This is a genomic window from Catellatospora paridis, assembly GCF_009720365.1.
Classification (GTDB): Bacteria; Actinomycetota; Actinomycetes; order Mycobacteriales; family Micromonosporaceae; genus Catellatospora; species Catellatospora paridis.
Genome location: NZ_ML769314.1, coordinates 244958 through 271158, shown reverse-complemented (window position 1 = coordinate 271158; position 26201 = coordinate 244958). Strand labels below are relative to the sequence as shown.

The following is a 26201-nucleotide window of genomic DNA, read 5'->3' as shown; positions in this document are numbered from 1 at the left end:
ACGACGGGATCCGGCCGCTCGTCGCCGTCCCACGATCGGGACGGCGATGCCCGCCTCCGCCGGGACGGCGAGACGCGACACCGCCGGGCCGGCGACGCGTCCCGAGGCCGGGACGATGGTGCCGGGTCGCGGCCTCACGAGTCCGCCAGCCGCTGCTCCAGGTCCTGCTGCAGGCGGTTCATGCCGCGCAGCCAGCGATCGGGGTCCTCGGCGCGGCGCGTGTAGAAGCCGGCCACCTCGGCGTGCGGCAGCACCAGGAAGGCGTCGCCGCCCAGCGCGGTCACCACGGCCTCGGCGCACTCCTCGGCGCTGATCGCACCGGGGTCCAGCAGCACGCTGCCGCCTGGGCCCGACGAATCCAGCATCGGCGTGCGCACACCCTGCGGGCACAGCGCCTGCACCACGACACCGCGGTGGGCGTAGGTGGCCCGCAGCCATTCCGCGTGGGCCACGGCCGCGTGCTTGGTGACCGCGTACGGCGCGTTGCCGAGCATCGTGAGCAGCCCCGCCGCCGACGCCGTCACCAGCAGCCGGCCCTGCCCGGCGACCAGCCAGCGCGGCAGCAGCGCCTGCGCGGCCAGCACATGCGACTGCACGTTGACCCGCCAGGCCAGTTCCCAGGCCCGGGCGCCGTCGGCGGGCGGTGCGACACCGGCGTTGGCGCAGAACAGATCCAGCGCCCCGAAGGACTCCCACGCGTAGTCGACCAGCGCGGCGACCTGCGCCTCGTCGGCCACGTCGGCGGGGAAGACACGCCCGCCGATCTCGTCGGCGACGCGCTGTGCCGCGACGGGGTCGCGGTCGTTGACGACCACCCGGGCGCCGGCCGCGGCGAAGCGGCGGGCCATCGCGGCGCCGATGCCGGAGCCGGCGCCGGTGACGACGATCGCGGCGCCGTCGAGTTCCAGGGCGGTCACGTGGACTCCTCCAGGAAGGGTTTAGTTGCACTAGCAGTGCCGATATTAGGGAGCGCCGCGCGGGCGGTCAACGGAAGACGGTCATCGTGACATGGCCCACCTGGCACGGCATTGACAGGGCCGCGCCGAAAGATGCAGCTTAAGTGCACAAAGTTTGCCCGTACTCGTGAAAGGATCCGACCGTGCCTGAAGCTGTGGTGGTCGCCGCGGCCCGCTCCCCCATCGGCCGCGCCAACAAGGGATCGCTGGCCACGAAACGCCCCGACGACCTGGCCGCCGACATCGTCCGGGCGGCGCTGGACCAGGTGCCCGCCCTCGACCCGCGCGAGATCGGCGATCTGCTGCTCGGCTGCGGCCAGCCCGCCGGCGAGCAGGGCCACAACCTCGGCCGGGTGGTCGCCACCATGCTGGGGTTCGATCACCTGCCCGGCACCACCGTCAACCGCTACTGCTCGTCCTCGCTGCAGACGACCCGGATGGCGCTGCACGCGATCCGGGCCGGCGAGGGCGACGTGTTCCTCTCCGTCGGCGTCGAATCGGTGTCGCACTACGGCAACGGCCGCAGCGACGGCATGCCCGGCACCCGTAATCCGCTCTACGACGGCGCGCTCGCGCGCACCGAGCAGCGGGCCACCGGCGGCGCGCCGACCTGGCGCGACCCCCGTGAGGACGGCGAGCTGCCCGACGTCTACATCGCGATGGGCCAGACCGCCGAGAACGTCGCCCAGCTCAGGGGCGTGTCCCGGCAGCTGCAGGACGAGTTCGCCTGCCGCTCGCAGAACCTCGCCGAGCAGGCGATCAAGGACGGGTTCTGGGCCCGCGAGATCACCCCGGTCACGCTGCCCGACGGCACGGTGGTCAGCGCCGACGACGGCCCGCGCGCCGGGGTCACCCTGTCCGCGCTGGAAGGGCTCGCGCCGGTGTTCCGGCCCGACGGCACTGTCACCGCGGGCAACTGCTGCCCCCTCAACGACGGCGCGGCGGCCCTGGTCATCATGTCCGACACCCGCGCCGCCGAACTGGGCATCACCCCGCTGGCCCGCATCGTCTCGACCGGCCTGTCCGCCCTGTCCCCCGAGATCATGGGCCTGGGCCCGGTGGAGGCGTCGAAGCAGGCCCTCGCCCGCGCGGGCATGTCCATCCACGACGTCGACCTCGTCGAGATCAACGAGGCGTTCGCCGTCCAGGTCGTCGCCAGCGCCGCCGAACTAGGCCTCGACTGGGACAAGCTCAACGTCAACGGCGGCGCGATCGCCGTCGGCCACCCCTTCGGCATGACCGGCGCCCGCATCACCACCACCCTGCTGAACTCCCTGCGCCGGCACGACAAGTCCATCGGCCTGGAGACCATGTGCGTCGGCGGCGGCCAGGGCATGGCCATGGTCCTCGAACGCCTCTCCTGACCCACCCCACCGGCCCGGCATGCATTCCGCATGCCGGGCCGATGCTCACCGGGCGTTGATCATGAGGTTATGGCAGGGACACGCCGTCGAGCCGTGCCATAAGTTCATGATCGACGCGGGAAGGGGTCAGGCTGCCGGGATGGAGTTGGCGGGAGGGGCGGGGCGCTCCTCCTTGAACTCGTTGACCGGGCCGGCGGCGGAGTCGGTCTCGTAGACGGGGCCGAAGAACTCCTGGTTGCCGGCGGTGACCTTGGTCAGCTTGCCGCCGCCCATGCCGGAGTGGTTGTCCTTGCTGAAGCGGAACGGGGCGAGGCCGGGGCCCTTGAAGCCGCCCTTCTCCACGGCCGCGATCAGGCCCTCACGGGTGAGGTCCTTGCCGGCCGCCTGCAGCGACTGCACGAACAGGTACGCCACCGACATGCCGTACACGGTGTTGCCGTTGAACGGGGCGCTGCCGTTGTACTGGTCGTGGATCTTCTTGAACGCCGCGGTCCACGGGTCGCTCATGTCCACCGGCGACGGCAGGTTGGAGATGCCGACCATGCCCTCGAGCAGCGGCTTGCCCGCGCCGAGCACCTTGGACAGGGTCAGGTAGTCCGAGCCGACGTTGGACACGACCCACTGCGGCTTGAAGCCGAGGCGGGCCGCGGTGCCCAGGGACAGCGCGGTGAAGCCCGGCACGGTGGCCAGCACGACGACCTCGCAACCGGCCGCCTTCAGGGCGCCGATCTGCGGGGCGACGTTCTGGTTGCTGGTGACGTACTTCTCCTTGGCGACCACGGCGCCCGCGCCGAGCACCTGCTCGACGCCGACCAGGCTGTCCCGGCCGAAGTCGTCGTCCTGGCCCATGAAGCAGACCTTCTTGCCCGCGTACGTGGCCTTGATGTGGGTGGCCAGGATCTTGCCCTCGACCGTGTAGTCGGTGTTGAACCCGAACGTGCCCGGGTACTTGTCCGGCTGGTTCCAGCTGCGGCTGCCCGAGGCGACGAACAGGTCCGGCACCCGGTTGGTCTTGAGGAAGTCCAGCACGCCGGTGTGGGTGGGGGTGCCCAGGCCGTTGAGGACGGCGAAGACCTTGTCCTCCAGCACCAGCTTGCGCACCACGGTCTGGGTGTTGGCCGGGTTGTAGCCGTCGTCCATGAACTTGTACGTGATCTTGCGGCCGTGCACCCCGCCGTTGGCGTTGACGTAGTCGAAGTACGCCTTGCTCGCCGGGGCGATCTCGGAGTAGCCGGCCGCGGCGGGACCGGTCAGCGGCATGTGCGTGCCGACCACGATCTCGCCGGCGGTCACGCCGGGCACGTCGGCCGGCGGGGTGTTCGCGTCCTCGCTGCAGGCCGCGACAGCCGCGAGCAGCACGGCGGCCGTGGCGAGCGAGAGCCCGCGTCGGGTCAGGGCGTTCATGGAAACACCGGTCCTTCCGTCACGCTTACATTGATGATTATCGATATAACAAGGTGGAGCAGTTGGTACGGTGGTGCGGTCGTGAGATCAGCGGGCAGGCGCCCGCCGCCGGACCCTCGCGCCGATCCGGCGCAGCAGGCCCTGCACGCCGCCCGGGGCGGCGATCATCACGACGATCAGGGTCAGCCCGAAGACGGCCAGCGGGAGGTTGCCCTCCAGCCGCTGCGCCACCGCGGGCGACAGGGACACCCACTGCGCGCTGTCGTGGGTCAGGTCGGGCAGCGCCACGAGCAGGAGCGCTCCCCACACCGCACCGGACAGGCTGCCCAGGCCCCCGATGACCACGGCCATCAGCAGGAACAGCGACAGGGTCAGCGAGAACGCACCCGGCGACACACTCTGCGCCAGCAGCGCCATCAGGCCGCCGCCGAGCCCGGCGCTGGCCGCGCTCACCACGAAGGCCAGCACCTGGGTACGCCCGACGTGGATGCCGGCCAGCCGGGCGGCCACCTCGTCGTCGCGCACCGCGCGCAGGTTGCGCCCGACCCGGCTGCGTACCAGGTTGGCCAGCAGCAGCATGGTCAGCAGCGCCCCGGTCAGCGCGACCCAGGCCTGCCAACGCTCGTTCGGGAAGTACAGCCCGAGCGACAGCGGCGGCGGCTCGACGGCCACCGACAGGCCCTGCTCGCTGTTGAACGTCTCGTCGAAGGTGACCGTCGCCGCGGGCACCGCGACCGCCACGGCGAGGGTCACGCCCGCCAGGTACGGCCCGCGCAGCCGGGCGGCGGCCAGCCCGATGACCGCGCCCGCGACCATGGTGACCAGCACCCCCAGGGCCAGCGACAACGGCAGCACCTGGTTGCCGGTGATCCCCCGCTCGGCCAGCGCGTTCTGGGCCAGCGCCACGGTGTACGCACCGACGGCCATCAGCGCCCCGTGCCCCAGCGACAGCTGCCCGTTCATGCCGACCAGCAACGTGAGCCCGGCCGTCGCGCACAGGTAGGCCGCGACCGTGGCCAACTGGAAGTTGCGGAACGGGTCGAGCTGCTGGGTCAGCAGGAACAGCAGCACCCCGGCGAGCACCGCGAGGATCAGGTGACGGAGCAGCGTCGACCGGCCGAAAAGGCCAGGCAGGAGTCCGGCCCGCCGTGGTGCGGGTGCGGCGGCGGCCGGGCTGACGGTCTGCTCGCTCACGCCTTCTCCTGCCCGCTCGTCGGCGGTCTCGGTTCCCGCTGACCCGGTTCGCTCGCTCATGCCTGCCTCGCCACGGTGCTGGAGAAGAGGCCGCCCGGACGGACCAGCAGCACCGCGAGCAGCAGCACGAGCACTGCCATCGGGGTGACGTCGCTGCCCAGGTAGCCGCTGACGTACGAGAGGATCAGGCCGACGGTCAGGCCGCCGACCACCGCGCCGGGCGGGCTGTCCAGCCCGCCGACCACAGCCGCGGTGAACGCGGACACGAACACCAGGTCCATCGCGTGCGGGTGCAGGCCCAGCTCGGTGGGGATGACCAGCATCGCGGCGAGCGCGCCCACCGCCGACGCCAGCGCCCAGCCCAGCGTCAGCATCCCGCCGACGTTCACGCCGAGCAGCCGCGACACCTCGGGCGCGAAGGCCGAGGCCCGCATGCGCAGGCCGACGGAGGTACGCGTGAACAGCAGCGCGAGCCCCAGCAGCACCAGCAGCACGGCCCCGAAGACGAACAGGTCGTATCGCGACAGCAGCGGCACCTCCCCGACGCTCAGCGCGTTGCGGCTGAACGGGGTGCCCGCGGGCAGGAACTCGTTGCCGTACACCATGCCCAGCACCGCCTGCATGACCAGGACCAGGCCGAGCGCCACGATCACCTCGGACAGCGGCGAGCTGTGGTCCACGAACCGCATCACCGCCCGCTCGACGACCATGCCGATCAGCAGCCCGCCGACCAGCGCCGCGCCGAAGCCCAGCCAGTACGAGCCGGTCGCCGTGGTGACGCTGTAGCCGGCGTACGCCGCAGCCACCGCCATCGCCCCCTGGGCGAAGTTGACGATGCGCGCGGCCCGCCAGATCAGCACCAGGGCCAGCGCGAACGCGGCCAGCACCGCCCCCTTGGACAGGCCGTCGAAGGTGAGGAAGACGAAGCGGTCCAACGGATACCTCCTTACTCGCAGTAGCAGGGCGGGGGCTCAGAAGCCCAGATAGGCGTGGCGCAGTTCCTCGTCGTCGCGCAGCCGGTCGGCGCTGGTCGCCGTCACGATCCGGCCCAGCGACATGACCACCGCCTCGTCGGCCACCGACAGCGCGCTGCGTACGTTCTGCTCGACCAGCAGCACGGTCAGGCCGGTGCTGTCGCGCAGGTGCCGCAGCAGCGCCATGATCTGCGCGATGACGCGGGGCGCGAGGCCCAGCGACGGCTCGTCGAGCAGCAGCAGCTTCGGGCGGGCCACCAGGGCCCGGCCCAGCGCCAGCATCTGCCGCTCGCCGCCGGACAGCTGGTGCCCGGCGCTGCGGCGGCGCTGCGCCAGGGGCTCGAACAGCTCGTACACCTCGGCCAGCGCCTTGCCCGCGTCCTCGCGGTCGCGCCGCCACAGGCCGCCCAGCCGCAGGTTCTCGTCGACGGTCAGCTCGGCGACGACGCCCCGACCCTCCGGCACGTGCGCCATGCCCCGGCGCACGAGCTGCTCCACCGGCACGTCGCGCAGCGGCTGCCCGCCGTAGACGATCTCGCCGCCACTCGGCCGGACCAGCCCGGACAGGGTGCGCAGCAGGGTGGTCTTGCCCGCGCCGTTGGCCCCCAGCACCGCCGCGATGGTCCCGGCCCGCACGGTGAGGTCCACCTCCTGCAGCACGGGCGCCGCGCCGTACCCGGCGGTCAGGCCCCGCACCTGCAGGATCACGTCGTCAGCGGTCATGCCGAAGCCTCCTGGCGGCTGATGGACGGGGTGGCCGCGTCGACCTCGGCGCCGAGGTAGGCCTCGGCCACCGCGGGGTCGTCGCGCACCTCCTGCGGGGTGCCGGTGGCGATGAGGCGTCCGAAGTCGAGCACCGCGATCCGGTCGCAGACAGCCATCACCAGGTCCATGTGGTGCTCGACGAGCATCACCGAGCAACCCGCCTCGGCCGGCAGGGTCGTGATCAGCTCAGCCAGCTCCGCGATGTCCTGCGCGCCCAGCCCGCCCGCGGGCTCGTCGAGCAGCAGCAGGCGGGGGCGGGCGGCCAGCGCGCGGGCCAGCGCGACCCGCTTGCCGACGGCATAGGGCAGGGTGCCGGGCAGCGCCGCCGCGTACGCCGCGACGCCGAAGCGTTCCAGCAGCGTCAACGCCTGCTCGCGCAGCCGCCGCTCGTCGCGGTCGCTGCGGGGCAGGCCGAGCAGGCCGGAGAAGAAACCGGCGCGGGCGGTGCAGGTCGCGCCCGCCATCACGTTCTCCAGCACGGTCAGCCCGCGGAACAGGCCGACGCCCTGCAGGGTGCGGGCGATGCCGAGGCCGGCCAGCCGGTGCGGCGACGGCGACAGGCGCACGCCGTTCAGCTCCAGCGTGCCCGAGGTCGGCCGGACCAGTCCGCAGACCACATTGAACAGCGTGGTCTTGCCCGCGCCGTTGGGGCCGATGACCCCGACCACCTGGCCGGGAGCCACCTCGAGGGACACGTCGTCCAGTGCGGTCAGCCCGCCGAAGCGCACCCCGATACCCCGCAGGAACAGGCTGTGGCCTGCCGCGCTTGTCTCGCCGGACGGCGGTTTCATCGTCACCTCTACAGGTCGGGATCGGGGTCGATGTGAGGGATGGCTAAGTTATTACACTAGGAGTGTAGGTTTGAGAAACGGCTCGTCAATACCCTTGTTACGACCCCGTGACCTCACTGCACGAAGTCGTTCAAATCGCATGATCTTCGGGGCGCGAACATGCCCTGCGCCCACTCCGGACACCGTCGAGTCGATCTTTATTTGCACGCTCGGTGAAGCAACCTCCGCGTCGCGGGGTCACGCGGGAACGAGGTCGGCGAGGGTGGCGAGGGCGGCTCGGTGGTGGGCGGCGGTGCCGTAGGCGACGGCGGCGCTCTTGGCCCGCTTCAGGTACAGGTGGGCCGGGTGTTCCCAGGTGAAGCCGATGCCGCCGTGCATCTGCACGCACTCCTCGGCCGCGCGCACCGCGACAGGGCCGCAGTGCGCCTGGGCCAGGGCCGCCGCCAGCCGCGCGTCCGGATCGCCCACCGCCACAGCGGCCGCGGCGTGGCGGGCCACCGCCCGCGCCTGCACCAGTTCCACCCACAGGTCGGCGAGCCGGTGCTTGAGCGCCTGGAACGAGCCGACCGGCCGACCGAACTGGAACCGGGTCTTCAGGTACTCCACCGTCGTGTCCAGACACCATTGGGCCAACCCGAGCTGCTCCGAAGCCAGCAGTGCCGCGCCCGCGACCAGCGCCGCGTCGAGCCCCGCCGCGGCACGGTCACCCGCTGCCAGCAACCGCGCCGGTGCGTTCCACATGGAGAGGTCGCACAGTGGCCGGGTCTCGTCCAGCGAGGCCACCGGGGTCCGGGTCAGCCCGGCCGCGTCCGCCTCGACCGCGAACAGCGCCCCGCCCGCGGGCACCAGCAGCACCCGCGCCCGCAGCGCGTCGGCGACGCTGCTCACCGTGCCGTTGAGCAGCGGACTGCCGTCCGCGGCCGTCGACACCTCGACACCCGGCAGCCGCAGCCCGGACGCCGCCGGACCGACGTCGAACGGCAGGGCCAGCGCGACCACCTCGCCACCGGCCAGGTCCCGCAGCAGCTCGCCGTCGCCGAGGTGCAGTAGCAGTTGCCCGGCGACCGCGGTGCCGAGATAGGGCACGGGTGCGACGGCTCGGCCGAGTTCCTCCAGCACCACCGCGGTCTCCGCGAGCGTCGCGCCCGCGCCGCCCAGGTGCTCGGGCACGGCGAGGGCGGCCAGCCCGGTCTCCGCGGACAGCAGCCGCCACAGGTCGGCGTCGTCCGGCTCGGGACTCTCGGCGACCTTGAGCACGCGCGCCCACGGGGCGCGGTCGGTGAGCATCGCCCGCACGGAGTCGCGCAGGGCCTCCTGCTCTTCGGTGTAGCGCAGGTCGAGGGTCATCGGGGCAGGTCCTTCCAGGCGGCGCCGGTGTCCTGACGCGGCTCGGCGGGCAGGCCGAGCACCCGCTCGGCGACGATGTTGCGCAGCACCTCGGAGGTGCCGCCCTCGATGGAGTTGCCCTTGGCCCGCAGCCAGCGGTACGTGGGGCCGCGTCCGATCAGGTCGAGCTCCTCGGGGCGGTCGGCGCGCCAGTGGTCGTGGCGCAGGCCCTCGGCGCCCAGCAACTCCACCTCCGTGCCGGAGATCTGCTGGGTGAGCGCGGCGAAGGCCAGCTTCATCGCCGAGCCCTCCGGGCCGGGCTCGCCCGCGGCCAGCTGCTGGCGCAGCCGGATGCCGGTCAGCCGCAGCGCCTCGGCGCGCACCCACAGCCGCAGCACCTCGTCGTGCAGTGCGGGAGTGCGCAGCTCGGGCCGCGTGCGCCAGGTGCGGACCAGCACGCCGATCATCCCGCCCTCGCGGGGCAGCGCGGCCCCGCCGATGGCGACCCGTTCGTTCATCAGCGTGGTACGCGCCACCGCCCAGCCCTCGCCGACCGCGCCGAGCCGCAGCTCGTCGTCGAGCCGTACGCCGGACAGGAAGACCTCGTTGAACTCGGCCTCGCCGGTGGCCTGCCGCAGCGGCCGCACCTCGACGCCGGGGGCGTGCATGTCGCACAGGAAGTAGGTCAGCCCGGCGTGCTTGGCGGCGGCCGGGTCGGTGCGGGCGAGCAGGATGCCCCAGCGCGCCTGGTGCGCCATGGAGGTCCACACCTTCTGCCCGTCGATCAGCCAGCCGTCGCCGTTGCGTACCGCGCGGGTGGCGACGCCGGCCAGGTCGGACCCGGCGCCGGGCTCACTGAACAGCTGGCACCAGACCTCCTCGGCGGTCCACAGCGGACGCAGGAAGCGCGCGCGCTGCGCGGCCGTGCCGTGGCGCAGGATGGTCGGGGCGGCCATGCCCAGACCGATGCCGATGCGCCGCGGGCTGTTGTCCGGCGCGCCCGCCGCGGCGAACCGCTGGTCCACCACGGGTTGCAGCACCCTCGGTGCACCGAGCCCGCCCAGACCGTCCGGATAGTGCACCCACGCCAGCCCGGCGTCGAACCGGGCGCGCAGGAACTCCCGCCGGTCGCCCGCCACATCGTGCCCGGCCAGGAAGCCGTCGACCCGCTCCTGCAGGTCCTCGGCCGTCACCGGCTGTGTCACGTGCCCTCCCACCCTCGGTCCCCTCGGCGCAAACTAGATGCACTGCGAGTGCAATATAAGCGCGAGACGGCCGCGGCGGAAGGGGGCGGCCACCGGCGATGATCGCGAGCCGCAAGACCGGTGATTTCGCCGATGTCTCCGGCGCGTTACGACCGGACAGTGTCCTGATTACCCAGCGTGCTCCCCGGCGCGTCCGATCGTCGCCGGGACGGGACGAGAGGAGACGTCAGGTGCCCGAATTCGGCGCACGTCCGGCACGGCGGGGGTGGCGGTGGCTGCTGCTGATCCCGATCCTCGCCCCGCTGCCGGTCGGCCTCTACAACCGGCTGGAACCGCAGCTTTGGGGCATCCCGTTCTTCTACTGGTATCAGGTGGGCTGTGCGGTGCTGGCGATGGCGGTCACCACGTTCGTGCACCGGATGACCAGGGCGGGGCGGTGACCGTGACCGCACGGCAGGTCGAGATCGGCGTCTTCGCCGTGCTGCTGGGGGCGATGCTGCTGCTCGGCTTCTCCGCCGCCCGCTGGCGCCGGCCGCACAGCCTGCACTCGCTGGAGGAGTGGGGCGTCGGCGGGCGCGCGTTCGGCAACTGGGTCACCTGGTTCCTGCTCGGCGGCAGCATGTACACCGCGTACACCTACATCGCGGTGCCCGCGCTGGTGTACGGCGTCGGCGCGGCCGGCTTCTTCGCGGTGCCGTTCGCCATCATGACCGCCCCGATGGCATACCTGATCAGTACCCGCACCTGGTCGGTCTCGCACGCGCACGGCTTCGTCACCTCGGCCGAGTTCACCCGGGCCCGGTTCGGCTCGCGCGGGCTGGCGGCCCTGGTCGCGGTCACCGGGATCGTGGCCACCATGCCGTACATCGCGGTGCAGCTGGTGGCGCTGCAGGCGGTGATGAGGACGCTCGGCGTCACCGGCGAGTGGCCGCTGACCGTCGCCGTGGTCGTGGCGTCGATCTGCACCTTCCGGTCCGGGCTGCGCGCGCCCGCGCTGCTGTCCATCGCCAAGGACGTGCTGCTGCTGTGGCTGGTGCTGGCGATCGTGCTGCTGGTCGCCATGTCCGGCGGCTGGTCCGCGGCGTTCCGGGGAGCCGGCGAGCGCTTCACGAACGACGTCTCCCCCGCCAGCGGGCTGCTGCTGCCCGAGGGCGGCTGGATCGGCTACCTCACCCTGGTGCTCGGCTCCGCGCTGGCGATCTTCGCGTACCCGCACGCGCTGACCGGGATCCTGGCCGCCCGCGACCGGGCCACGGTGCAGCGCAACGCTGCCGCGCTGCCGGTCTACTGCCTGGCGCTGGGGCTGGTCGCGATGCTCGGCTTCTTCGCGATCGGCCAGGGCGTGCGCCCCGTCGGCGGGGACCTGAACACGGTCGTGCCGCAGCTGTTCCACGAGGTGTTCCCGGCCTGGTGCGCGGGCATCGCGTACGCCGCCGTCGGCGTCGCCGCCCTCATCCCGGCCGCGGTCATGTCCATCGCCGCCGCGAACCTGTTCACCCGCTCCATCTACCGCGAATACCTGCGCCCCGGCGCGTCACCGCGCGAGGAGGCCCGGGTCAGCCGCTGGGTGTCGCTGCTGGCGAAGTTCGGCGCACTGGTCTTCATCCTGCTGCTGGACCCGCAGTTCTCCATCGAGTTCCAGCTGATCGGCGGCGTCATCGTGCTGCAGACGGTGCCCGCCGTGGTGCTCGGCCTGTGGACCAACTGGTTCCACCGCTGGGCACTGGCCGCGGGCCTGCTCGGCGGCCTCGGCACCGGCCTGCTCCTGCTCTACCTGGTCCCCCAGCGCGCCCCCGACGGCCGCATCCTCAAGACCCACTTCGGCGGCTCGAACCTCCCGCTCGCCCAGCTCGGCTTCGACACCCGCGCCGCCGTCTACACCGGCCTGATCGCCCTGGCCGTGAACCTGGTGATCGTGGTAGCCGCCACCCTGCTCCTCCGCGCCCTGCGCGTCCCTGCCGGAATCGACGCCACCCGCCCCGCCGACTACTTCGCCGACGCGACCACCACCGCCCCCCGCCACTCCGACGCCCTCCTCGACGGCCCCACCCGGCCCCGCGTAGGCGCCCACGCCGCCCGCTGAAGAGCGCAGAAAGCTCCGGCCGCACCCGTCCGAAGACGGGCGCGGCCGGAGCTGCGTACTGCGGTACTGCGTTGTGTCAGGCGGCGTACGGACCCTGGCCGTACTTGGCCAGGACCAGGTCCGCGGCCAGCTTCTCCCACTTGGCGTAGTGGTCCGGGAAGGCCGAGACCTGCACGGTCTGCGCCGCGTCGGTCAGCGCCATCGTGTCGTACCCCTCGACGTTCTTCAGGCCGTTGTAGAAGGCCTTCGAGGAGTAGACCGGGTCCGTGATCTCGGCCGGGGTGCCCCAGCCGGCCGACGGACGCTGCTGGAACAGGCCCAGCGAGTCGTGGTCGTTCATGTCACCGAGGTGACCCAGGTTGTTCAGGGTCGACTCCTGCGCCGCGGTCGCGACCGCGATCACCCACGCGCGCGGGGGCAGGCCCATCTTCTGGCCGGTCTCGATGATGACCTCCGCGTTGCGCTTCTGCTCGGCGGTGGGCCGGAAAGTCTCCTGGTATTCCGCTACGGGAGCCGGCATCAGCTGTTGGCGGCTCGGTGCCTTGGCGGCCTGCTCGGCCTTCTTGGCTGCGGCGGGCGCCTTGGTCGCCGGCTTGGCGACCGGCGCTGCGGCGACTGCCGCGGCCGACTCGGTCTTGGTGGCGGTGGCGGGTGCCGCTACGGCCCGTGCCACTGCCTTCGCCTCAGGGGCGTTGGCGGTGACGGGGCTGGCGCTGGCCGGTGCTCCGGCGATGCCGGTGAGCACTGCCATGCCGGTGGCGGCGAGTACTGCCCGGAAGGACACGCGCTTGAGTGCGGGCAGGTGCCGTGCCATCAGGTCGACGTTGACCACGAGTAGGTCCCTTCGTTGGGATTGCGTACGAGGGGATTCAACCGAGGGAGCATTTCCGGTGTTCCGGACTTGTACCCTTTGTGGTCCAGGTCTCGCGTTCCCGGCCGTCGGCCCCCCGGCAGCCGGGACGAACTACGCAAGTAGCCCTTGACCTGGCCATATCTCTTGCCGCCGGCGCGCTGTGAGGCGATAAGGTATACGAAAAGCTGTCATAATTACCTAATTCGGGCCGCATGCCGCCCCGCCGGAAGGAGGAGCGTGTCAGCCCGCAAAGTGATGGCCTGGTACGGAGCCTGGATGGCCGTCCTGGCGGCACTGTTCTACGCCCTGCCGAGCTGGCACATCCTGCTATGGAGCGCGATCGGCCTGAGCAGCGCCGGGGCGATCGTCTACGGCCTGTACCGCTACCGCCCGCGCCGCTGGTCCCCGTGGTTCTGGATCATCGCCGGCCTGCTGCTGCTCTCCGCCGGGGACACGCTGTACAACGTCATGACCGACATGCTGGGCGAGGTGAACCCGTTCCCGTCCCCGGCCGACATGCTCTACCTGGCGATGTACCCCGCGGTCACGATCGGCCTGCTCGGCCTGTCGAAGGCGGGCGCGGCCAGCCGGGACCGCACCGTCCCCCTGGACGCGCTGATCGTCACGGCCGGACTGGGCCTGCTCTCGTGGATCTTCCTGATCAGCCCGCAGATCCTCAACCAGGACCTGACCATGAGCCAGCGCCTGGTGTCCGTCGCCTACCCGCTGGGCGACATCCTCATCCTGGCCACGGTCGGCCGGCTGATCTCCGTGGTGCCGTTCAGCCCCACGGTGGCGCTGCTGACCGTGGGCGCGGTCGGGCTGCTGGCCGCCGACGTCATGTACGGCCTGGTCCAGCTGCACGGGTACTGGACCGTCGGCGGCCCGGTCGACCTGGGCTGGATCGTCTTCTACACCTGCTGGGGCGCGGCCGCGCTGCATCCCTCGATGGCCGACCTGACCACTCCGCGCGTGGTCAGACCCCGCGAGATGCGCGCGATGCACCAGGCGCTGCTGACCCTGTTCGTGCTCATCCCGCTCGCGGTCCTGGTGGTCGGCGTGGGCCAGGACCGGCTGCGGTATCCGATGGTCATCGTCGCCTTCGTGGTGACCACGGTGCTCCTGGTGCTGATCCGGCTGTTCGGCGTGATCAACAGTTATCGCGGCAACACCATCCGCACCAGCGGCATCCGGGCCAGCAACGCCGCACTCATGTCGGCGACCACGGTGGAGGGCGTCACCTGGGCGCTCAAACGCACCGCGGAACGGCTGCTGCCGCCCGGCTCGGACTACCGGGTCGCCATGGTGATGAACGACGGCACCGCGCCCGAGCTGTTCCACCCCGCGCCCACCACCATGGGTTCGCGACTGCGCTTCACCAAATCGCTGCCCCCGGACATCGCGGCCCAGATGGGCGATTTCGAGATCACCATGATCTGCCCGCTGGCGCTGGAGGACCGGCCCACCGGCGACCCGCACATCGGCATGCTGCTGATCTCCTCCGACGAGAACTCGCTCAGCTACCTGCAGCTGCCGATGGAGCTGGTCGCCGCGCAGGCCGCCCTCGCCATCGAGCGGATCATGCTGAGCAACGAGATCACCCGGCACAACAGCGAGCGATACTTCCGCACCCTGGTGCACAACACCTCGGACGTGATCCTGATCGTCGAACCGGACGGCGGGCGCATCCGGTATGCGAGCCCGTCCGCGCCCACCGTCTTCGGCACCGCGGAACTACCCGGCAAGAACCTCTCACAGCTGGTCGACAGCCCGCACCACACCCTGGTGGCCGACCTGTTCCGGCTGGCCGCGGCCGAGGACGAGACCGTCGACACCGCCGACTGGACCGTGCTGCGCCCCGACGGCACGGCCGTGCAGACCGAGGTCTCCTGCCGTGACCTGCGCGACGAACCGACGGTCAACGGCCTGGTGGTGACCATGCGCGACGTCACCGAGCAGCGCCGGATGGAGTCCGAGCTGACCCACCTGGCGTACCACGACTCGCTCACCGGCCTGGCCAACCGGGTGCGCTTCGCCGAGCGCATCGGCCAGGCCATCGCCCGCGCCGACGCGGACGGCTCCGTCGTCGGCGTGCTCTTCATCGACCTCGACGACTTCAAGGTGGTCAACGACACCCTCGGCCACGAGCACGGGGACCGGCTGCTGCGCGCGGTCGGCGAGCGGCTGGCCGGGGTGCTGCGGGCCGACGACGTGGCGGCGCGGCTCGGCGGCGACGAGTTCGCCGCGCTGATCGAGGGAGCCCCGGACGCGGCCACCATCGACGAGGTCGCCGACCGGATCGTGGCCGCGCTGGCCGAGCCGTTCACCATCGACGACCGGCCGGTCTCCGGCATCGCCAGCATCGGCATCGCCACCAGCGCCGACGCCCGCAGCGCCCCGGAACTGCTGCGGCAGGCCGACCTGGCGCTGTACGTCGCCAAGGGCGAGGGCAAGGGCCAGTGGCGTCGTTACCTGCCCGACCTGCACACCGCCATCGTGGAGCGGCTGGAGCTGCGCACCGAGCTGGACCAGGCGATCGCCGGCAAGGAGTTCACCGTCGAGTTCCAGCCCATCGTCGAGCTGCGCACCGGCATCACCGCCGGGTACGAGGCACTGGTCCGGTGGAACCACCCCGCCCGCGGCCGGCTGCTGCCGGGCGAGTTCATCGAGGTCGCCGAGGAGTCCGGGCAGATCGTGGCGATCGGCGACCAGGTGCTGCGCGCTGCCGTCGCCGAAGCAGCGCGGTGGCAGCGCGAGGCCGGACCGACCTCGGTGCCGTACGTCAGCATCAACGTGTCCGCACGCCAGTTCCGCACCCCGGGTTTCGTGGCCAGCCTGCACGAGACCCTGGCCGAGGAGGGCCTGCCGCCGCACCAGCTCATGCTGGAGATCACCGAGAGCCTGCTGCTGCGCGACGACGACGGGGTCTGGGAGGACCTCACCGAGCTGCGCACCACCGGGATCCGGGTGGCCATCGACGACTTCGGCACCGGCTACTCGTCGCTGAGCTACCTGCGCCACGTGCCGCTGGACGTGGTGAAGATCGACCGGCTGTTCACCAGCACCATCGCCTCGTCGGCGCAGCAGGCGGCACTGGTCGACGGCATCGTCCGGCTGGCCCACACGCTCGGCCTGCAGGTGATCGCCGAGGGCATCGAGCGCACCGTCGAACGCGACCTGCTGTCGCGCATCGGCTGCCGCTACGGCCAGGGCTTCCTGTTCGCCCGCCCGCTCACCAGCGAGCAGGCCATCAGCTTCATCACCGAGCAGAAGGTGGCCGCATGAGCGAGCGAATCAATGGGCGCGGAGATGTCACCGGCGAGCGCAGCGCGGAGAAGGCGTGAGCAGCGGGCAGCCGGCATGACGAAGGCGTCGGCGCACATGCCGGATGCGCACAGGGTCCCCTCGACTGACCAGCTCGACCGGCTGCGCGCGCAGACCCCGATGTACGACGCCGTCATCGAGGAGGTCGACGGGCGGCGCATCCGGATCGGGGACCGGTGGCTGATCGACTTCGCCTCCTGCAACTACCTCGGCTTCGACCTCGACCCGGACATCATCGCGGCGGGTGAGGCGGCCGTCCGCCGCTGGGGCACCCATCCGGGCTGGTCACGGCTGCTGGGCAACCCGCGGCTCTACCCCGAGATCGAACAGCGCCTGACCGAACTGCTCGGCGCGCCCGACACGCTCGTGCTGCCGACGATCACCCACATCCACATGTCGGTGCTGCCCGCGCTGGTCGGCGGCGGTGCGGTGTTCGTCGAGGCCGGCGCGCACAAGACGATCTACGACGGCGGCTCGTACGCCCGCGGGCTGGGCGCGCAGCTCTACCGCTGGCGCGCCGACGATCCCGACGAGCTGGTGCGGCTGCTGCGCTCGGCCGACGCCGGCCATCCCCGGGTGGTCTGCCTCGACGGCGTGAACAGCATGACCGGCAACATCCCGGACCTGCCCGCGCTCGCCGCGATCTGCCGCGAGTGGGGCGCGCTGCTCTACGTCGACGACGCGCACGGCTTCGGCGTGATCGGCGAACGCGGCGACGGGGCAGCCACGTCGTACGGGTCGCGCGGCAACGCGGTGGTGCGCCACTGCGGGCAGACGTACGACGACGTGGTGCTGGTCGGCGGGTTCTCCAAGGCTTACTCGGCGCTGCTGGCGTTCGTGGCGGTGCCGACCGCGGTGAAGGAGCACCTGAAACTGGCTGCCCCGCCCTACCTCTACTCAGGACCGTCACCCGTGCACTCGCTGGCCGCGGTGCTGGCCGGGTTCGACGTCAACGAGGCCCGCGGCGAGCAGCTGCGCACCACGCTGCACGGGCTGACGGCCCGGGTCCTGGCGCACCTGGAGTCGCTGAGCGTGCACACCCCCAACCGGCACCGGACACCGGTGATCGAGTTGCCCCTGTCGCCCGGCTACGACCTGGCCGACGTGGCCGACCTGCTCTGGCGGCGCGGCGTGTACGTCACGCTGGCCGCGTACCCGCTGGTGCCGCGGGGGCAGGTCGGCTTCCGGGTGCAGCTGACCTCCGCGCATACCGACGAGCAGGTCGACCACCTCAACACGGTGCTGACCGAGCTCGACGGCCGCGGCGCCCTCCGCCGGGCCCTGGCCTGAGCGGCCTCGCCGCATACCGCCGCGGCCCCGGCCGGTCGCGGCCCCAGTCGAACCGGGTCAGGCCGGACGCCGCCCGGACGGACCGGTGTGCCGGAACCGGCGGCACGGGGCAGGATGGACGGATGAGTGCAGCCGCCGATCGGGACCGTGACGGCGCGGGCCGGGCGCGCAACGCCCGCCCCCGTGACGAACTGGGCCGACCCCTGCCCCGCGGCGCGGCAGGCGTGCCCACCACTCCGGACGAGCTGCGGCTTGCGCCGGACGAGGCGCTGGCGCAGGCGCAGGAACTGCTCGCCGAGGGGCGCGCGTTCCACGCGCACGAGGTGCTGGAAGGTGCGTGGAAGGCCGCACCCGAACCCGAACGTGAGCTGTGGCGTGGCCTCGCGCAGCTCGCGGTGGGCCTCACCCACGCCCGCCGCGGCAACGCCACCGGCGCGGCCAGGCTGCTGACCCGCGCCGCCGACCGCATCGAGGAGTACGCCGCAGCGCCGCCGCACGAGGTCGCGGTCACCGGCCTGGTCGCCTGGTCCCGGGCGCTGGCCGCCCGCATCGGGCAGGACGGCCTGGACCGGCTCGGCCCGGACGCGCTCGTCCCCCGCCTGCGCGACCAGCGCTGACCGGCGGCTGCTCACCACGACCCACCAGGGCCGCGCGGCGGCGAACCCACGACGCGCCGATCAGCCCAGCGTGATGCCGGTGACCGAGGTGCCCGGAGGCAGGTCGCGGACCTGTTCGTGGATCTGGCCCGCGATGTTCACCGCGACGACGAAGCTCTCCACGACGACGGACTCGACGGTGACGCCACCGCCGATGACCGGCGGCGGCATGAACGTGTACACCTGGTCGGGCCCGAGTTCCAGGCCGCGGTCGGCGGCCTGCGCGGCCAGGCCGCCCAGCAGGTAGCGGTCCTGCCCCTGCTCGGTGGAGAGGTCGAGCGCCAGCTCGTCGGCCGAGGCCCAGACCCGGGTGAGGGCGCCCTCGATGGTGTCGAGATACCAGCAGCCGTCCTTGCCGGCCATGAACACGTCGCCGAACAGCGAGGTGAACAGCGGCTTCCTGCCCTCGAGGCCGAGCCACGACCAGGAGTCGAGGGCCTGGGCGTACTGCTGCTCGGTGAACGTCTTGGTGAAGCGCATCCGGGCAGTATGCACGAACCGGCAGCACGTCGGCCCGCAGCCGCACGAATCCGTGCCCCGCGGCGACGCTGCCGACGTGCTGGTCTGGCCGTCACCCGCGAGGCTGCGGCACACGCCGCCGCCGTGGCCGAGTCTGATCAGGGTTTGCAGTTTCGGGGAAACTCCGGCATCCGGCGCACGCGAGGCAGCAGTTTCCCCGAAACTGCAGTACCGTCGCGCCCGTGACACGGGGCGAGATCACGGCGAACGGGATACGGCTGTCCTTTCTGGAGGAGGGGACGGCGGGCGCGCCGGTGGTGCTGTTCCTGCACGGGCTGCCGAACGAGGCGGGGACCTGGGCGCACACCATGGCGGGGCTGGCCGCGACGCACCACGTCTACGCGCTGGACCAGCGCGGGCAGGGTCGCAGCGAGCACCCCGGGGTGTACTCGTTCGAGCTGATGCGCGACGACGTGCTCGGCTTCGTGCCGTCGCTGGGCCTGCGCGAGGTCACGCTGGTCGGGCACTCCGCCGGCGCCACCGTGGCGTGCCTGGTCGCCCAGGAACAGCCGGACTGGCTGGCGCGGCTGGTGCTGGAGGACTCCCCGCCGCCGTGGCCCGGCGGCTCGCGCTTCGCGATCCCGGACCGGCCGCACGGCGGGCTCGACTACGACTGGGACGTTTTCGCGAGCCTGATGGCGCAGGTCAACGACCCCGACCCGAACTGGTGGGCGCGCCTGGACCGGATCGCCGTGCCCACCCTGCTGATCCACGGCGGCACGGCCAGCCCGGTCCCGGCGGACAGGGCAGCCGAGGCCGTCGCCCGCATTCCCGACGCCCGCACGGTCACCGTCGAGGCCGGGCACCAGGTGCACCGCGAGCGCCCGGCGGAGTTCCTCGCCGCGCTGCGGACGTTCCTGGACCCATCGACGGCCTGACAGGATCGACTTTCGTGAACCTTACCGAGCTGGCCTTCGAGGTCGACGCCGTCTGCCGCCTGCGCGGCGAGTTCCTGCTCCGCTCCGGACGCACCGCGACCGAGTACTTCGACAAGTACCGCTTCGAGGCCGACCCCGTGTTGCTCGACGCACTGGCCGGACAACTGGCCGCGCTCGTTCCGCCGGGCACCGAGGTGCTGGCCGGGCTGGAGATGGGCGGCATCGCCGTGGTCACCGCGCTGGGCCGGCACACCGGGCTGCCGTGCGCGTTCGTGCGCAAGACCGCTAAGGCGTACGGCACCGCGCGGCTCGCCGAGGGCGCCGAGCTCGCCGGCCGGCGGGTGCTGGTGGTCGAAGACGTGGTCACCTCCGGCGGCCAGCTCGCCATCTCCACTCGGCAGCTGCGTGAGCTGGGCGCGACCGTCGACAACGCGCTGTGCGTCATCGACCGCGAGGAGGGCGGCGCGGCGGCGCTGGCCGCCGACGGCATCACGCTGGGCGCCCTGCTGACCCGCTCCGACCTCGACCGCGCACGGGCCACCGCCGAGCGATAGCCGCTGAATTCACTCCGGTGTCGCGATCGCAAGAAGCCGCGGCTCGGGGAGACGGGACGTCGGCGCCGGAAGTTCGGCCCTGGTCGACAGTGCGGCCGGCGGTCGCTCACCCCCGTTAGCGACCGCCGGCCTTTCACTGTCCGGGTGGACGCCGTCCCCCAACGGCATCTGTCCACCCATCCCCCTGTGCACTTCGCTCGGCGCCACAACCGGAAAACGAGTTCTCCGACCGGGCCGGCCCGCTGGGACCCCTGGGGCCTTCATCGAGCGTCGCGCCACTGGGGATCACGCTACGTCGCCTGACCTGGGGTCGTCCAGGGCAAACTCAAGATTTTTTCACTGAAAGTAATCGGCGCTCCACTCTCCGCGTTCGCCGCGGGCACGGATTTCGCACCTCGCCAGCGTTCAAACACGCACGATTAACCCGTTTTGTGCGCCATGCACCACCGGATCGCGCCCGGATGGGCGGTATGGCTACAGCCGCTGGTACATCACGTGCAGGCCAACCCGGCCGTGTTTCGGGTGCTCGAACGCCTCGGGGACCGTGGCGAGGATCTCGAACCCGATCGCCTGCCAGAGGCGTACGGCCGCGGTGTTGGTCTCCACCACCGCGTTGAACTGCATCCCGTGGTACCCCTGCGCCCGCGCCCAGTCCAGCACGTGCCCGCCCAGCGCCCGGCCCACGCCGCGGCCGCGCTGCGCCGGGTCGACCATGAAGCTGGCGGTGGCGATGTGCGCGCCCCGTCCCGGCCGGTTCGGGCCCATCTTGGCCGATCCGAGCACGGTGTCCCCGTCCACGGCCACCACGGTCCGGCCGGGAGCCTGCTCCATCCACCACGGCCGGGCCTGCTCGGAGTCCATGCCCTCGGGGAAGGCATAGGTCTCCCCCGCCGCGACGATCTCGGCGAAGAACGGGAAGATCTTCGGCCAGTCCTGGCCGGTCGCCTCTCGAATGATCACGCCCGGACCCTACCGCCCCGTCCCCGGCCCGCTCACCCGCATTCGCCCGCCCAAGATCACTCGACTTGCCTGGCACCTGTGCGGCCGGCCATTCGCCCGGTTGCCAGGCAGGTCGAGTGATCACGCCGCGCGCGGCGCACGGCGGACGCGCGGCGCCCCGGACGCGCGGGGCGCGGGTCAGATCAGGTCCGCGAGGGTCGTCTCGGCGGGCGGGGTGACGCGGCGGGTGACCCGGCGGGCGCGGACGTGCGCGGCGTGGGCGGCTGCCCGCAGCGACGCCGCAGCGGCGGTCGCGGCCTCCGTGGCCAGCCAGGCCTGCTTCTCGGTGTCGGCCGCCCGGCGGTACGCCGTGCGCAGCGACGCGCGGGCGAACTGCGACAGCATCGTCTCCTGCTCGATCGGGTGCCGGCGCGGGTCCCAGCCGCCGCGGTGGGCCAGCGCGTCACTCAGTTCGAGGGCGGACAGCTGCTGGTGCGAGCAGGCCGACATGGCGGCACGGTGCAGGTGGCGCTCCCGGAAGGCGTACTCGGCGGGGGTCTGGGGGGTGCGTGGCAGCGGCAGCGCGGCGGCGGTCAGCGTGCGGCGCGCCTGCGAGTCGGCCTCGTCGTAACGCTGCCAGGTGGTCTCGGCCACGTCCTGCGCGGCAAGCCACTCCTCGCGCCGCCGCCGGGCGGTCGCCGCGGCGCGCTCGGCCGCGGCGGTCGCCTCGCGCGCCTTGCGGACCAGCGCCTGCGCGTGCGCGGCCAGTAGCGCCTGCTGCTCGAGCACCTCCGGGGAGGGCGCGACCGGCGCGGGCTCGGGCTGGCGGGTGGACAGGGTCAGCGCGCCGATGGCCACGACGGCCAGCACGGCGAGCAGCGACCAGACGAGCGCGGCGTTCGGCAGGTCACGGAGGAACAGGTCCAGGACGACGTTCATGATCGACACCTCGGGGTGGTGGAGGGGTGGACGCGACACCAGGGTTCGTCGCGAGGTGGGGGTCTGACGTTGAGGAGGCCCGGGCACCGCGTCACGCGGTGGCACCGAAGGCGCGTGATCCGTTCCGACGGACGTGGACGCGCCCATGCATCAAGCGGCCACGAACGGGTTCGACGCCGCAGACGGGGGGCGGCGACGCGACGGAGCGTTACGCGGGCGGAGCGCGACTGCCGTGCGCCAGCAGGTGAGCCGCGGCCGGTGGCCGGACCGCGTTCGCGGCGGTGCGGACCACTACGGCCGGCTCGATGATTCCGATCTGGACGGGCGCGGCCGCCGGGGCGGGTTCCGCCTCGTGCTTGGCGGCGGCCGGGCTCACCGCGACCTGCTCGGCCGGCGGCCGGGGCGCGGGCTGCGCCGCGTGGCCGGCCGAGGGGGCGAGCAGCAGGCTCATGAGGGCCAGCGCGGTCAGCATCCGCGCGGAGAGGCGCACGACCCACCGGATTGGACCGGTGAACGCGCTGAATGTCACGAAACGAAAACTACCCCGTTCGGGCGAACGTCGCATCCGGAGTGATCGAGACCACAGGGACACGGGCGCGCCGGTTCTCTGCCAGACTGGCGAACGTCGCTGCCCGACGAACCCGGGGGATCACATGAGCAGCACGGCCTCGCCCGTCGTGGAACCCACGCCGTCACTGACCCGCCTCGCCCCTGACGTGTACGCGTACCTGCAGCCCGACGGCGGCTGGTGCGTCAGCAACGCGGGCGTGCTGCTCGGGCAGGACGCGGTGACCCTGGTCGACGCGACCGCCACCGAACGCCGCGCCCGCCTGCTCGCCGAACACATCGCCGCACTGACCTGGGCGCCGGTGCGCACCCTGGTGGTCACCCACCGGCACGGCGACCACCACTACGGCGCGCGCACCGTCGCGCCGGACGCGGTCGTCGTCGCGCACGAGAAGGCCCGCGCCGACATCATCGGCGACGGCCTGAACCTGCCCGGCATCTGGCCCGACGTGGCCTGGGGCGAGGTCGCCCCGGCCGTGCCCACGCTCACCTACACCGACCGGCTCACCCTGCACGCCGGTGCCACCCGGGTGGAGCTCTGGCACCCCGGTCCGGCGCACACCACCGGCGACACCGTGGTGTGGATCCCCGAGCACCGGGTGCTGTTCACCGGGGACATCACGTTCTCCGGGGTCACGCCGCTGTGCCTGATGGGCTCGATCGAGGGTTCGCTGGAGGTGCTGGCGCGGCTGGCCGCCCTCGACCCGGCGGTCGTGGTCAGCGGGCACGGCCCGCTCGCCGGCCCGGAGGTGTTCGAGGACAACGCGGCCTACCTGCGCCTGGTTCAGGAGCTGGCCGCGGAGGGCATCGCGGCCGGGCTCACCCCGCTGGAGACCGCCCGCAACGCCGACCTGGGCCCGTTCAAAGCCTGGCTGGACCCCGAACGCCTGGTCGCCAACCTGCACCGGGCCTACGCCGAGGCGCAGGGCGTCGAGCGCGGCGCGGAACTCGACAACTACGCGATCCTCGCCGACGTGGCCGCGTTCAACGGCGGCCGCATCCCCACCTGCTTCGCCTGACGGGCCGGCATTGGGAAACGCCCTCGCCACGCTGAGCTGCGCTTCTAGGCTCGGGCTGTGGAACTGCGCGTGTTCACCGAGCCCCAGCAAGGCGCCACGTACGAGCAGCTGCTCGCGGTGGCCCGCGCCGCGGAGGACGCCGGGTACGGCGCGTTCTTCCGGTCCGACCACTACCTGAAGATGGGCGACGTGACCGGGCTGCCGGGGCCTACCGACGCCTGGACCACGCTGGCCGGGCTGGCCCGCGACACCAGCCGGATCCGGCTGGGCACGCTGATGACCGCGGCGACGTTCCGCCATCCGGGCCCGCTCGCGATCAGCGTCGCGCAGGTGGACGCGATGAGCGGCGGCCGGGTCGAGCTCGGCATCGGCGCCGGCTGGTACGCCGAGGAGCACGAGGCGTACGGCATCCCGTTCCCGCCCGTCGGCGAGCGCTTCGACCGGCTCGGCGAGCAGCTGCACATCCTCACCGGGCTGTGGTCGACCCCGGTCGGCGGCGCGTTCGACTTCCACGGCAAGCACTACACGCTGACCCGGTCGCCGTCGCTGCCGAAGCCGGCGCAGCAGCCGTACCCGCCGATCCTGCTCGGCGGCGGCGGCAAGCGGCGCACACCGGTGCTGGCGGCGCGGTTCGCCGACGAGTTCAACATGCCGTTCGCGAGTGTCGAGGACTCGGCCGCGCAGTTCGGCCGGGTGCGCGACGCCTGCGTGCGCACCGGTCGCGACCCGGGCGCGCTGCGCCTGTCGAATGCCCTCGTGCTGTGCTGCGGGCGCACCGACGCCGAGGTGGCCCGGCGCGCCGGGGCGATCGGGCGGCAGGTCGACGAGCTGCGGACCAACGGCCTGGCCGGTTCGCCTGCGGAGATCGTCGAGAAGATCGGCCGGTACGCGCAGATCGGCGCGCAGCGCATCTACCTGCAGGTCCTCGACCTGACGGACCTGGACCACCTGGAGCTGGTCGCCGCCGAGGTCGCCCCCCAGGTCCGCTGACGCCGCCGGTATCTCAGCCCGCCCAGTCGGGCAGTGGCTCGCGCGACGCCAGCCACTCGGGCGGGATGCCCGCGAGCCCGGTGTACGCGGCCACGATGCCGCCGACGATCGCCGCCGTGGTGTCGACGTCCCCGCCCGCCTCGACGCAGGTGCGGATCGCCGCCGGGTAGTCGTGCAGGAGCCGCGCCGCGACCCAGACCGTGAACGGCACCGTGTCCTGCGCGGTGATCGCGGCGCCGTTGCCCAGCTCGTACGCGGCCTCGGCGGCCGGCAGGTGCAGCATCCGCCTGGCCCGGCCGAGCCCGCGGTGCACCCGGCCCGGCGGGGTCAGCGCCCGCACCGCGTCCACGAACGGCCCCGGTTTGGGCCGGGTGCCCGACAGCCGTCCCGCGCAGGCGTGGCTGGCCGCGACGGCGACGGCGATCGCACCGGCCACCCCCTCCGGGTGGGCGTGGGTGACCATCGCCGACGCGACGGCCTCCTCGGCGGCCCGTTTCGGATCGTCGGGAAAGTACGCCCCCAGCGGCGCGACCCGCATCGCGGCGCCGTTGCCGCAGGAGCCCTGCCCCTCGAACGCCTCGGTGGCGGCCTGCTGCCACGGCGCTCCGCCGCGCACCCGCCGCAGAATGATGAACGCGCCGACGCCGTACCCACGGTTGGGTTCACAGCGCTGCGCGAACGCCTCGACGAGGCGGTCCGGGTCGATCCGGCCCGCCTCGTGCAGCATCCAGGTGATGGAGCAGGCCATCTCCGTGTCGTCGGTCCATTCCCAGACCGGCGGCGGGACGATGCCCGCCACGAGGTCGGCGACCCTGCGCCCGACCATGAAGTACTGCGCTCCCAGCGCGTCCCCGACGGACAGACCCGCCAGGCTCTCGGCGGCGTATCCGCGCCGCGTGTTCTCGTGTAGGACGAACCTCATCGTGCCGTCGATCATGTCCCACCGCGTCAACCCCGGCAATCGGGTAACCGCACCCGCGTTCAAGATCCGTTTTTGTGGACGCTGGACGTCGTCCTGGATAGTCGTCCTGGCAACGTCCAGCGTCCACATAAACGGATCAAGCGGCCGGGTCAGGAGTCGAGCACGGCTTCGATGAAGGGGGCCTTGCCCGCCCGGTACGCGACCCGGTCGTGCCGGTCACGCGCGGCGAGCTCGGTCTTCAGCGCGGCGTAGCGCGCCGCCGCGGCGGGGTCGGCGCGCAGCCGGTCCCGGAACGCCAGCCAGGTCGGCCAGCCGTCCGAGGCGTGCTCGACCACATGCAGGTGGTGGCTGCGCCGGGCCATGTCGGGATAGCAGTACGACCACCGCCGCAGCGCCCCGTCCGACGGCTCGGGCGCGGCCACCCAGCCGATCTCCACCAGCCGGGCCGCCACCGGACCGGCCGCCTCGTGCCCGCTCACCCTGGCCAGCATGTCGATGATCGGCTTGGCCGGCAGTCCCGGCACCGCCGTGCTGCCGATGTGCTCCACGGCTCCCACCAGCACCGGCGCCAGCACCACCGCCACCCGCACCCGCTGCGCCTCGAACAGCGCCGGCCAGCGTGCGTCGTACGGCACGATCACGATCTCGTCCAGCCGGACCCCGGGTGTCTGCATCCGACCACGGTGCCT

25 protein-coding genes are annotated in these 26201 nt (G+C 72.4%); 10 read left to right on the top strand and 15 right to left on the bottom strand.

Annotation, left to right across the window (positions count from 1 at the left end; all coding sequences use genetic code 11):
• Positions 1 to 134: 134 nt before the first annotated feature.
• Positions 135 to 908, bottom strand: coding sequence for an SDR family oxidoreductase (locus F9C41_RS10315; RefSeq protein WP_407924691.1), 774 nt, complete (start codon positions 906 to 908; stop codon positions 135 to 137).
• Between the two features lie 191 nt (positions 909 to 1099).
• On the opposite strand from F9C41_RS10315, the gene F9C41_RS10310 reads away from it, so the two are divergent.
• Positions 1100 to 2320, top strand: a complete 1221-nt coding sequence (locus F9C41_RS10310) for an acetyl-CoA C-acetyltransferase (protein WP_155386474.1) — start codon at positions 1100 to 1102, stop codon at positions 2318 to 2320.
• Positions 2321 to 2446: 126 nt separating this feature from the next.
• Here the strand turns inward: F9C41_RS10310 and F9C41_RS10305 are convergent, their stop codons facing one another.
• The 7 genes from F9C41_RS10305 to F9C41_RS10275 all read right to left on the bottom strand — a co-directional run bounded on the left by F9C41_RS10305 (position 2447) and on the right by F9C41_RS10275 (position 9979).
• The gene (locus tag F9C41_RS10305) at positions 2447 to 3724 is read right to left on the bottom strand and encodes an ABC transporter substrate-binding protein (RefSeq protein ID WP_155386473.1); all 1278 of its coding nucleotides are present in this window, start codon (positions 3722 to 3724) and stop codon (positions 2447 to 2449) included.
• A gap of 87 nt (positions 3725 to 3811) precedes the next feature.
• Entirely contained in the window at positions 3812 to 4918 is a 1107-nt protein-coding gene (locus F9C41_RS10300) for a branched-chain amino acid ABC transporter permease (RefSeq protein WP_230689479.1), read from the bottom strand.
• Positions 4919 to 4974: 56 nt separating this feature from the next.
• The gene (locus tag F9C41_RS10295) at positions 4975 to 5853 is read right to left on the bottom strand and encodes a branched-chain amino acid ABC transporter permease (RefSeq protein ID WP_155386471.1); all 879 of its coding nucleotides are present in this window, start codon (positions 5851 to 5853) and stop codon (positions 4975 to 4977) included.
• Positions 5854 to 5889: 36 nt separating this feature from the next.
• Entirely contained in the window at positions 5890 to 6615 is a 726-nt protein-coding gene (locus F9C41_RS10290; RefSeq protein ID WP_155386470.1) for an ABC transporter ATP-binding protein, read from the bottom strand.
• The gene (locus tag F9C41_RS10285; RefSeq protein WP_155386469.1) at positions 6612 to 7448 is read right to left on the bottom strand and encodes an ABC transporter ATP-binding protein; all 837 of its coding nucleotides are present in this window, start codon (positions 7446 to 7448) and stop codon (positions 6612 to 6614) included. Before F9C41_RS10285 ends, F9C41_RS10290 begins: the two co-directional genes overlap by 4 nt.
• A gap of 237 nt (positions 7449 to 7685) precedes the next feature.
• Entirely contained in the window at positions 7686 to 8795 is a 1110-nt protein-coding gene (locus F9C41_RS10280; protein ID WP_196279705.1) for an acyl-CoA dehydrogenase family protein, read from the bottom strand.
• Positions 8792 to 9979 carry an acyl-CoA dehydrogenase family protein gene (locus F9C41_RS10275; protein WP_230689478.1) on the bottom strand — a complete coding sequence of 396 codons (1188 nt, stop codon included), beginning with the start codon at positions 9977 to 9979 and terminating at the stop codon, positions 8792 to 8794. The genes F9C41_RS10280 and F9C41_RS10275 overlap by 4 nt, the downstream gene beginning before the upstream one ends.
• Positions 9980 to 10209: 230 nt before the next feature.
• Here F9C41_RS10275 and F9C41_RS41185 point away from each other — a divergent pair, with 230 nt between their 5' ends.
• Both F9C41_RS41185 and F9C41_RS10265 read left to right on the top strand, forming a co-directional pair.
• A complete protein-coding gene (locus F9C41_RS41185) occupies positions 10210 to 10419 on the top strand; it encodes a DUF3311 domain-containing protein (protein WP_230689477.1) in 210 nt (69 codons plus the stop codon).
• A gap of 53 nt (positions 10420 to 10472) precedes the next feature.
• On the top strand, positions 10473 to 12062 hold the full coding sequence (locus tag F9C41_RS10265; RefSeq protein WP_155386907.1) for a sodium:solute symporter family protein: 1590 nt from the start codon (positions 10473 to 10475) through the stop codon (positions 12060 to 12062).
• Positions 12063 to 12138: 76 nt separating this feature from the next.
• Here F9C41_RS10265 and F9C41_RS10260 read toward each other — a convergent pair whose 3' ends face one another.
• A complete protein-coding gene (locus F9C41_RS10260; protein WP_155386467.1) occupies positions 12139 to 12894 on the bottom strand; it encodes a hypothetical protein in 756 nt (251 codons plus the stop codon).
• A 258-nt stretch (positions 12895 to 13152) separates the two neighbouring features.
• On the opposite strand from F9C41_RS10260, the gene F9C41_RS10255 reads away from it, so the two are divergent.
• The 3 genes from F9C41_RS10255 (at position 13153) to F9C41_RS10250 (ending at position 18146) form a co-directional block, all read left to right on the top strand.
• The gene (locus tag F9C41_RS10255) at positions 13153 to 16200 is read left to right on the top strand and encodes a putative bifunctional diguanylate cyclase/phosphodiesterase (protein WP_230689475.1); all 3048 of its coding nucleotides are present in this window, start codon (positions 13153 to 13155) and stop codon (positions 16198 to 16200) included.
• A gap of 75 nt (positions 16201 to 16275) precedes the next feature.
• Positions 16276 to 17529, top strand: coding sequence for an aminotransferase class I/II-fold pyridoxal phosphate-dependent enzyme (locus F9C41_RS41180; protein WP_230689474.1), 1254 nt, complete (start codon positions 16276 to 16278; stop codon positions 17527 to 17529).
• Positions 17530 to 17651: 122 nt separating this feature from the next.
• Positions 17652 to 18146 (top strand): DUF309 domain-containing protein, encoded by a 495-nt coding sequence (locus F9C41_RS10250; protein ID WP_155386466.1) that lies wholly within the window; start codon positions 17652 to 17654, stop codon positions 18144 to 18146.
• A gap of 60 nt (positions 18147 to 18206) precedes the next feature.
• Here F9C41_RS10250 and F9C41_RS10245 read toward each other — a convergent pair whose 3' ends face one another.
• Entirely contained in the window at positions 18207 to 18665 is a 459-nt protein-coding gene (locus tag F9C41_RS10245; RefSeq protein WP_155386465.1) for a T6SS immunity protein Tdi1 domain-containing protein, read from the bottom strand.
• A 221-nt stretch (positions 18666 to 18886) separates the two neighbouring features.
• Between F9C41_RS10245 and F9C41_RS10240 the strand changes: the two genes are divergently transcribed.
• Positions 18887 to 19582 (top strand): alpha/beta fold hydrolase, encoded by a 696-nt coding sequence (locus F9C41_RS10240; RefSeq protein ID WP_155386464.1) that lies wholly within the window; start codon positions 18887 to 18889, stop codon positions 19580 to 19582.
• A 14-nt stretch (positions 19583 to 19596) separates the two neighbouring features.
• A complete protein-coding gene (locus F9C41_RS10235) occupies positions 19597 to 20136 on the top strand; it encodes an orotate phosphoribosyltransferase (protein WP_155386463.1) in 540 nt (179 codons plus the stop codon).
• Positions 20137 to 20610: 474 nt separating this feature from the next.
• Here F9C41_RS10235 and F9C41_RS10230 read toward each other — a convergent pair whose 3' ends face one another.
• From F9C41_RS10230 to F9C41_RS10220, 3 genes are all read right to left on the bottom strand, one after another.
• Positions 20611 to 21096, bottom strand: coding sequence for a GNAT family N-acetyltransferase (locus tag F9C41_RS10230; protein ID WP_155386462.1), 486 nt, complete (start codon positions 21094 to 21096; stop codon positions 20611 to 20613).
• A 177-nt stretch (positions 21097 to 21273) separates the two neighbouring features.
• On the bottom strand, positions 21274 to 22014 hold the full coding sequence (locus tag F9C41_RS10225; RefSeq protein WP_155386461.1) for a hypothetical protein: 741 nt from the start codon (positions 22012 to 22014) through the stop codon (positions 21274 to 21276).
• A 208-nt stretch (positions 22015 to 22222) separates the two neighbouring features.
• Positions 22223 to 22543, bottom strand: a complete 321-nt coding sequence (locus tag F9C41_RS10220) for a hypothetical protein (protein ID WP_155386460.1) — start codon at positions 22541 to 22543, stop codon at positions 22223 to 22225.
• 124 nt (positions 22544 to 22667) lie between these two features.
• Here F9C41_RS10220 and F9C41_RS10215 point away from each other — a divergent pair, with 124 nt between their 5' ends.
• On the top strand, positions 22668 to 23600 hold the full coding sequence (locus F9C41_RS10215) for an MBL fold metallo-hydrolase (protein WP_155386459.1): 933 nt from the start codon (positions 22668 to 22670) through the stop codon (positions 23598 to 23600).
• Positions 23601 to 23657: 57 nt separating this feature from the next.
• Positions 23658 to 24590: an LLM class F420-dependent oxidoreductase gene (locus F9C41_RS10210; RefSeq protein ID WP_155386458.1), complete on the top strand. Its 933-nt coding sequence runs from the start codon at positions 23658 to 23660 to the stop codon at positions 24588 to 24590.
• Positions 24591 to 24603: 13 nt separating this feature from the next.
• Here F9C41_RS10210 and F9C41_RS10205 read toward each other — a convergent pair whose 3' ends face one another.
• Together F9C41_RS10205 and F9C41_RS10200 are read right to left on the bottom strand one after the other, a co-directional pair.
• On the bottom strand, positions 24604 to 25512 hold the full coding sequence (locus tag F9C41_RS10205; protein WP_155386457.1) for an ADP-ribosylglycohydrolase family protein: 909 nt from the start codon (positions 25510 to 25512) through the stop codon (positions 24604 to 24606).
• Positions 25513 to 25661: 149 nt separating this feature from the next.
• On the bottom strand, positions 25662 to 26186 hold the full coding sequence (locus tag F9C41_RS10200) for a GrpB family protein (protein ID WP_155386456.1): 525 nt from the start codon (positions 26184 to 26186) through the stop codon (positions 25662 to 25664).
• Positions 26187 to 26201 lie beyond the last annotated feature (15 nt).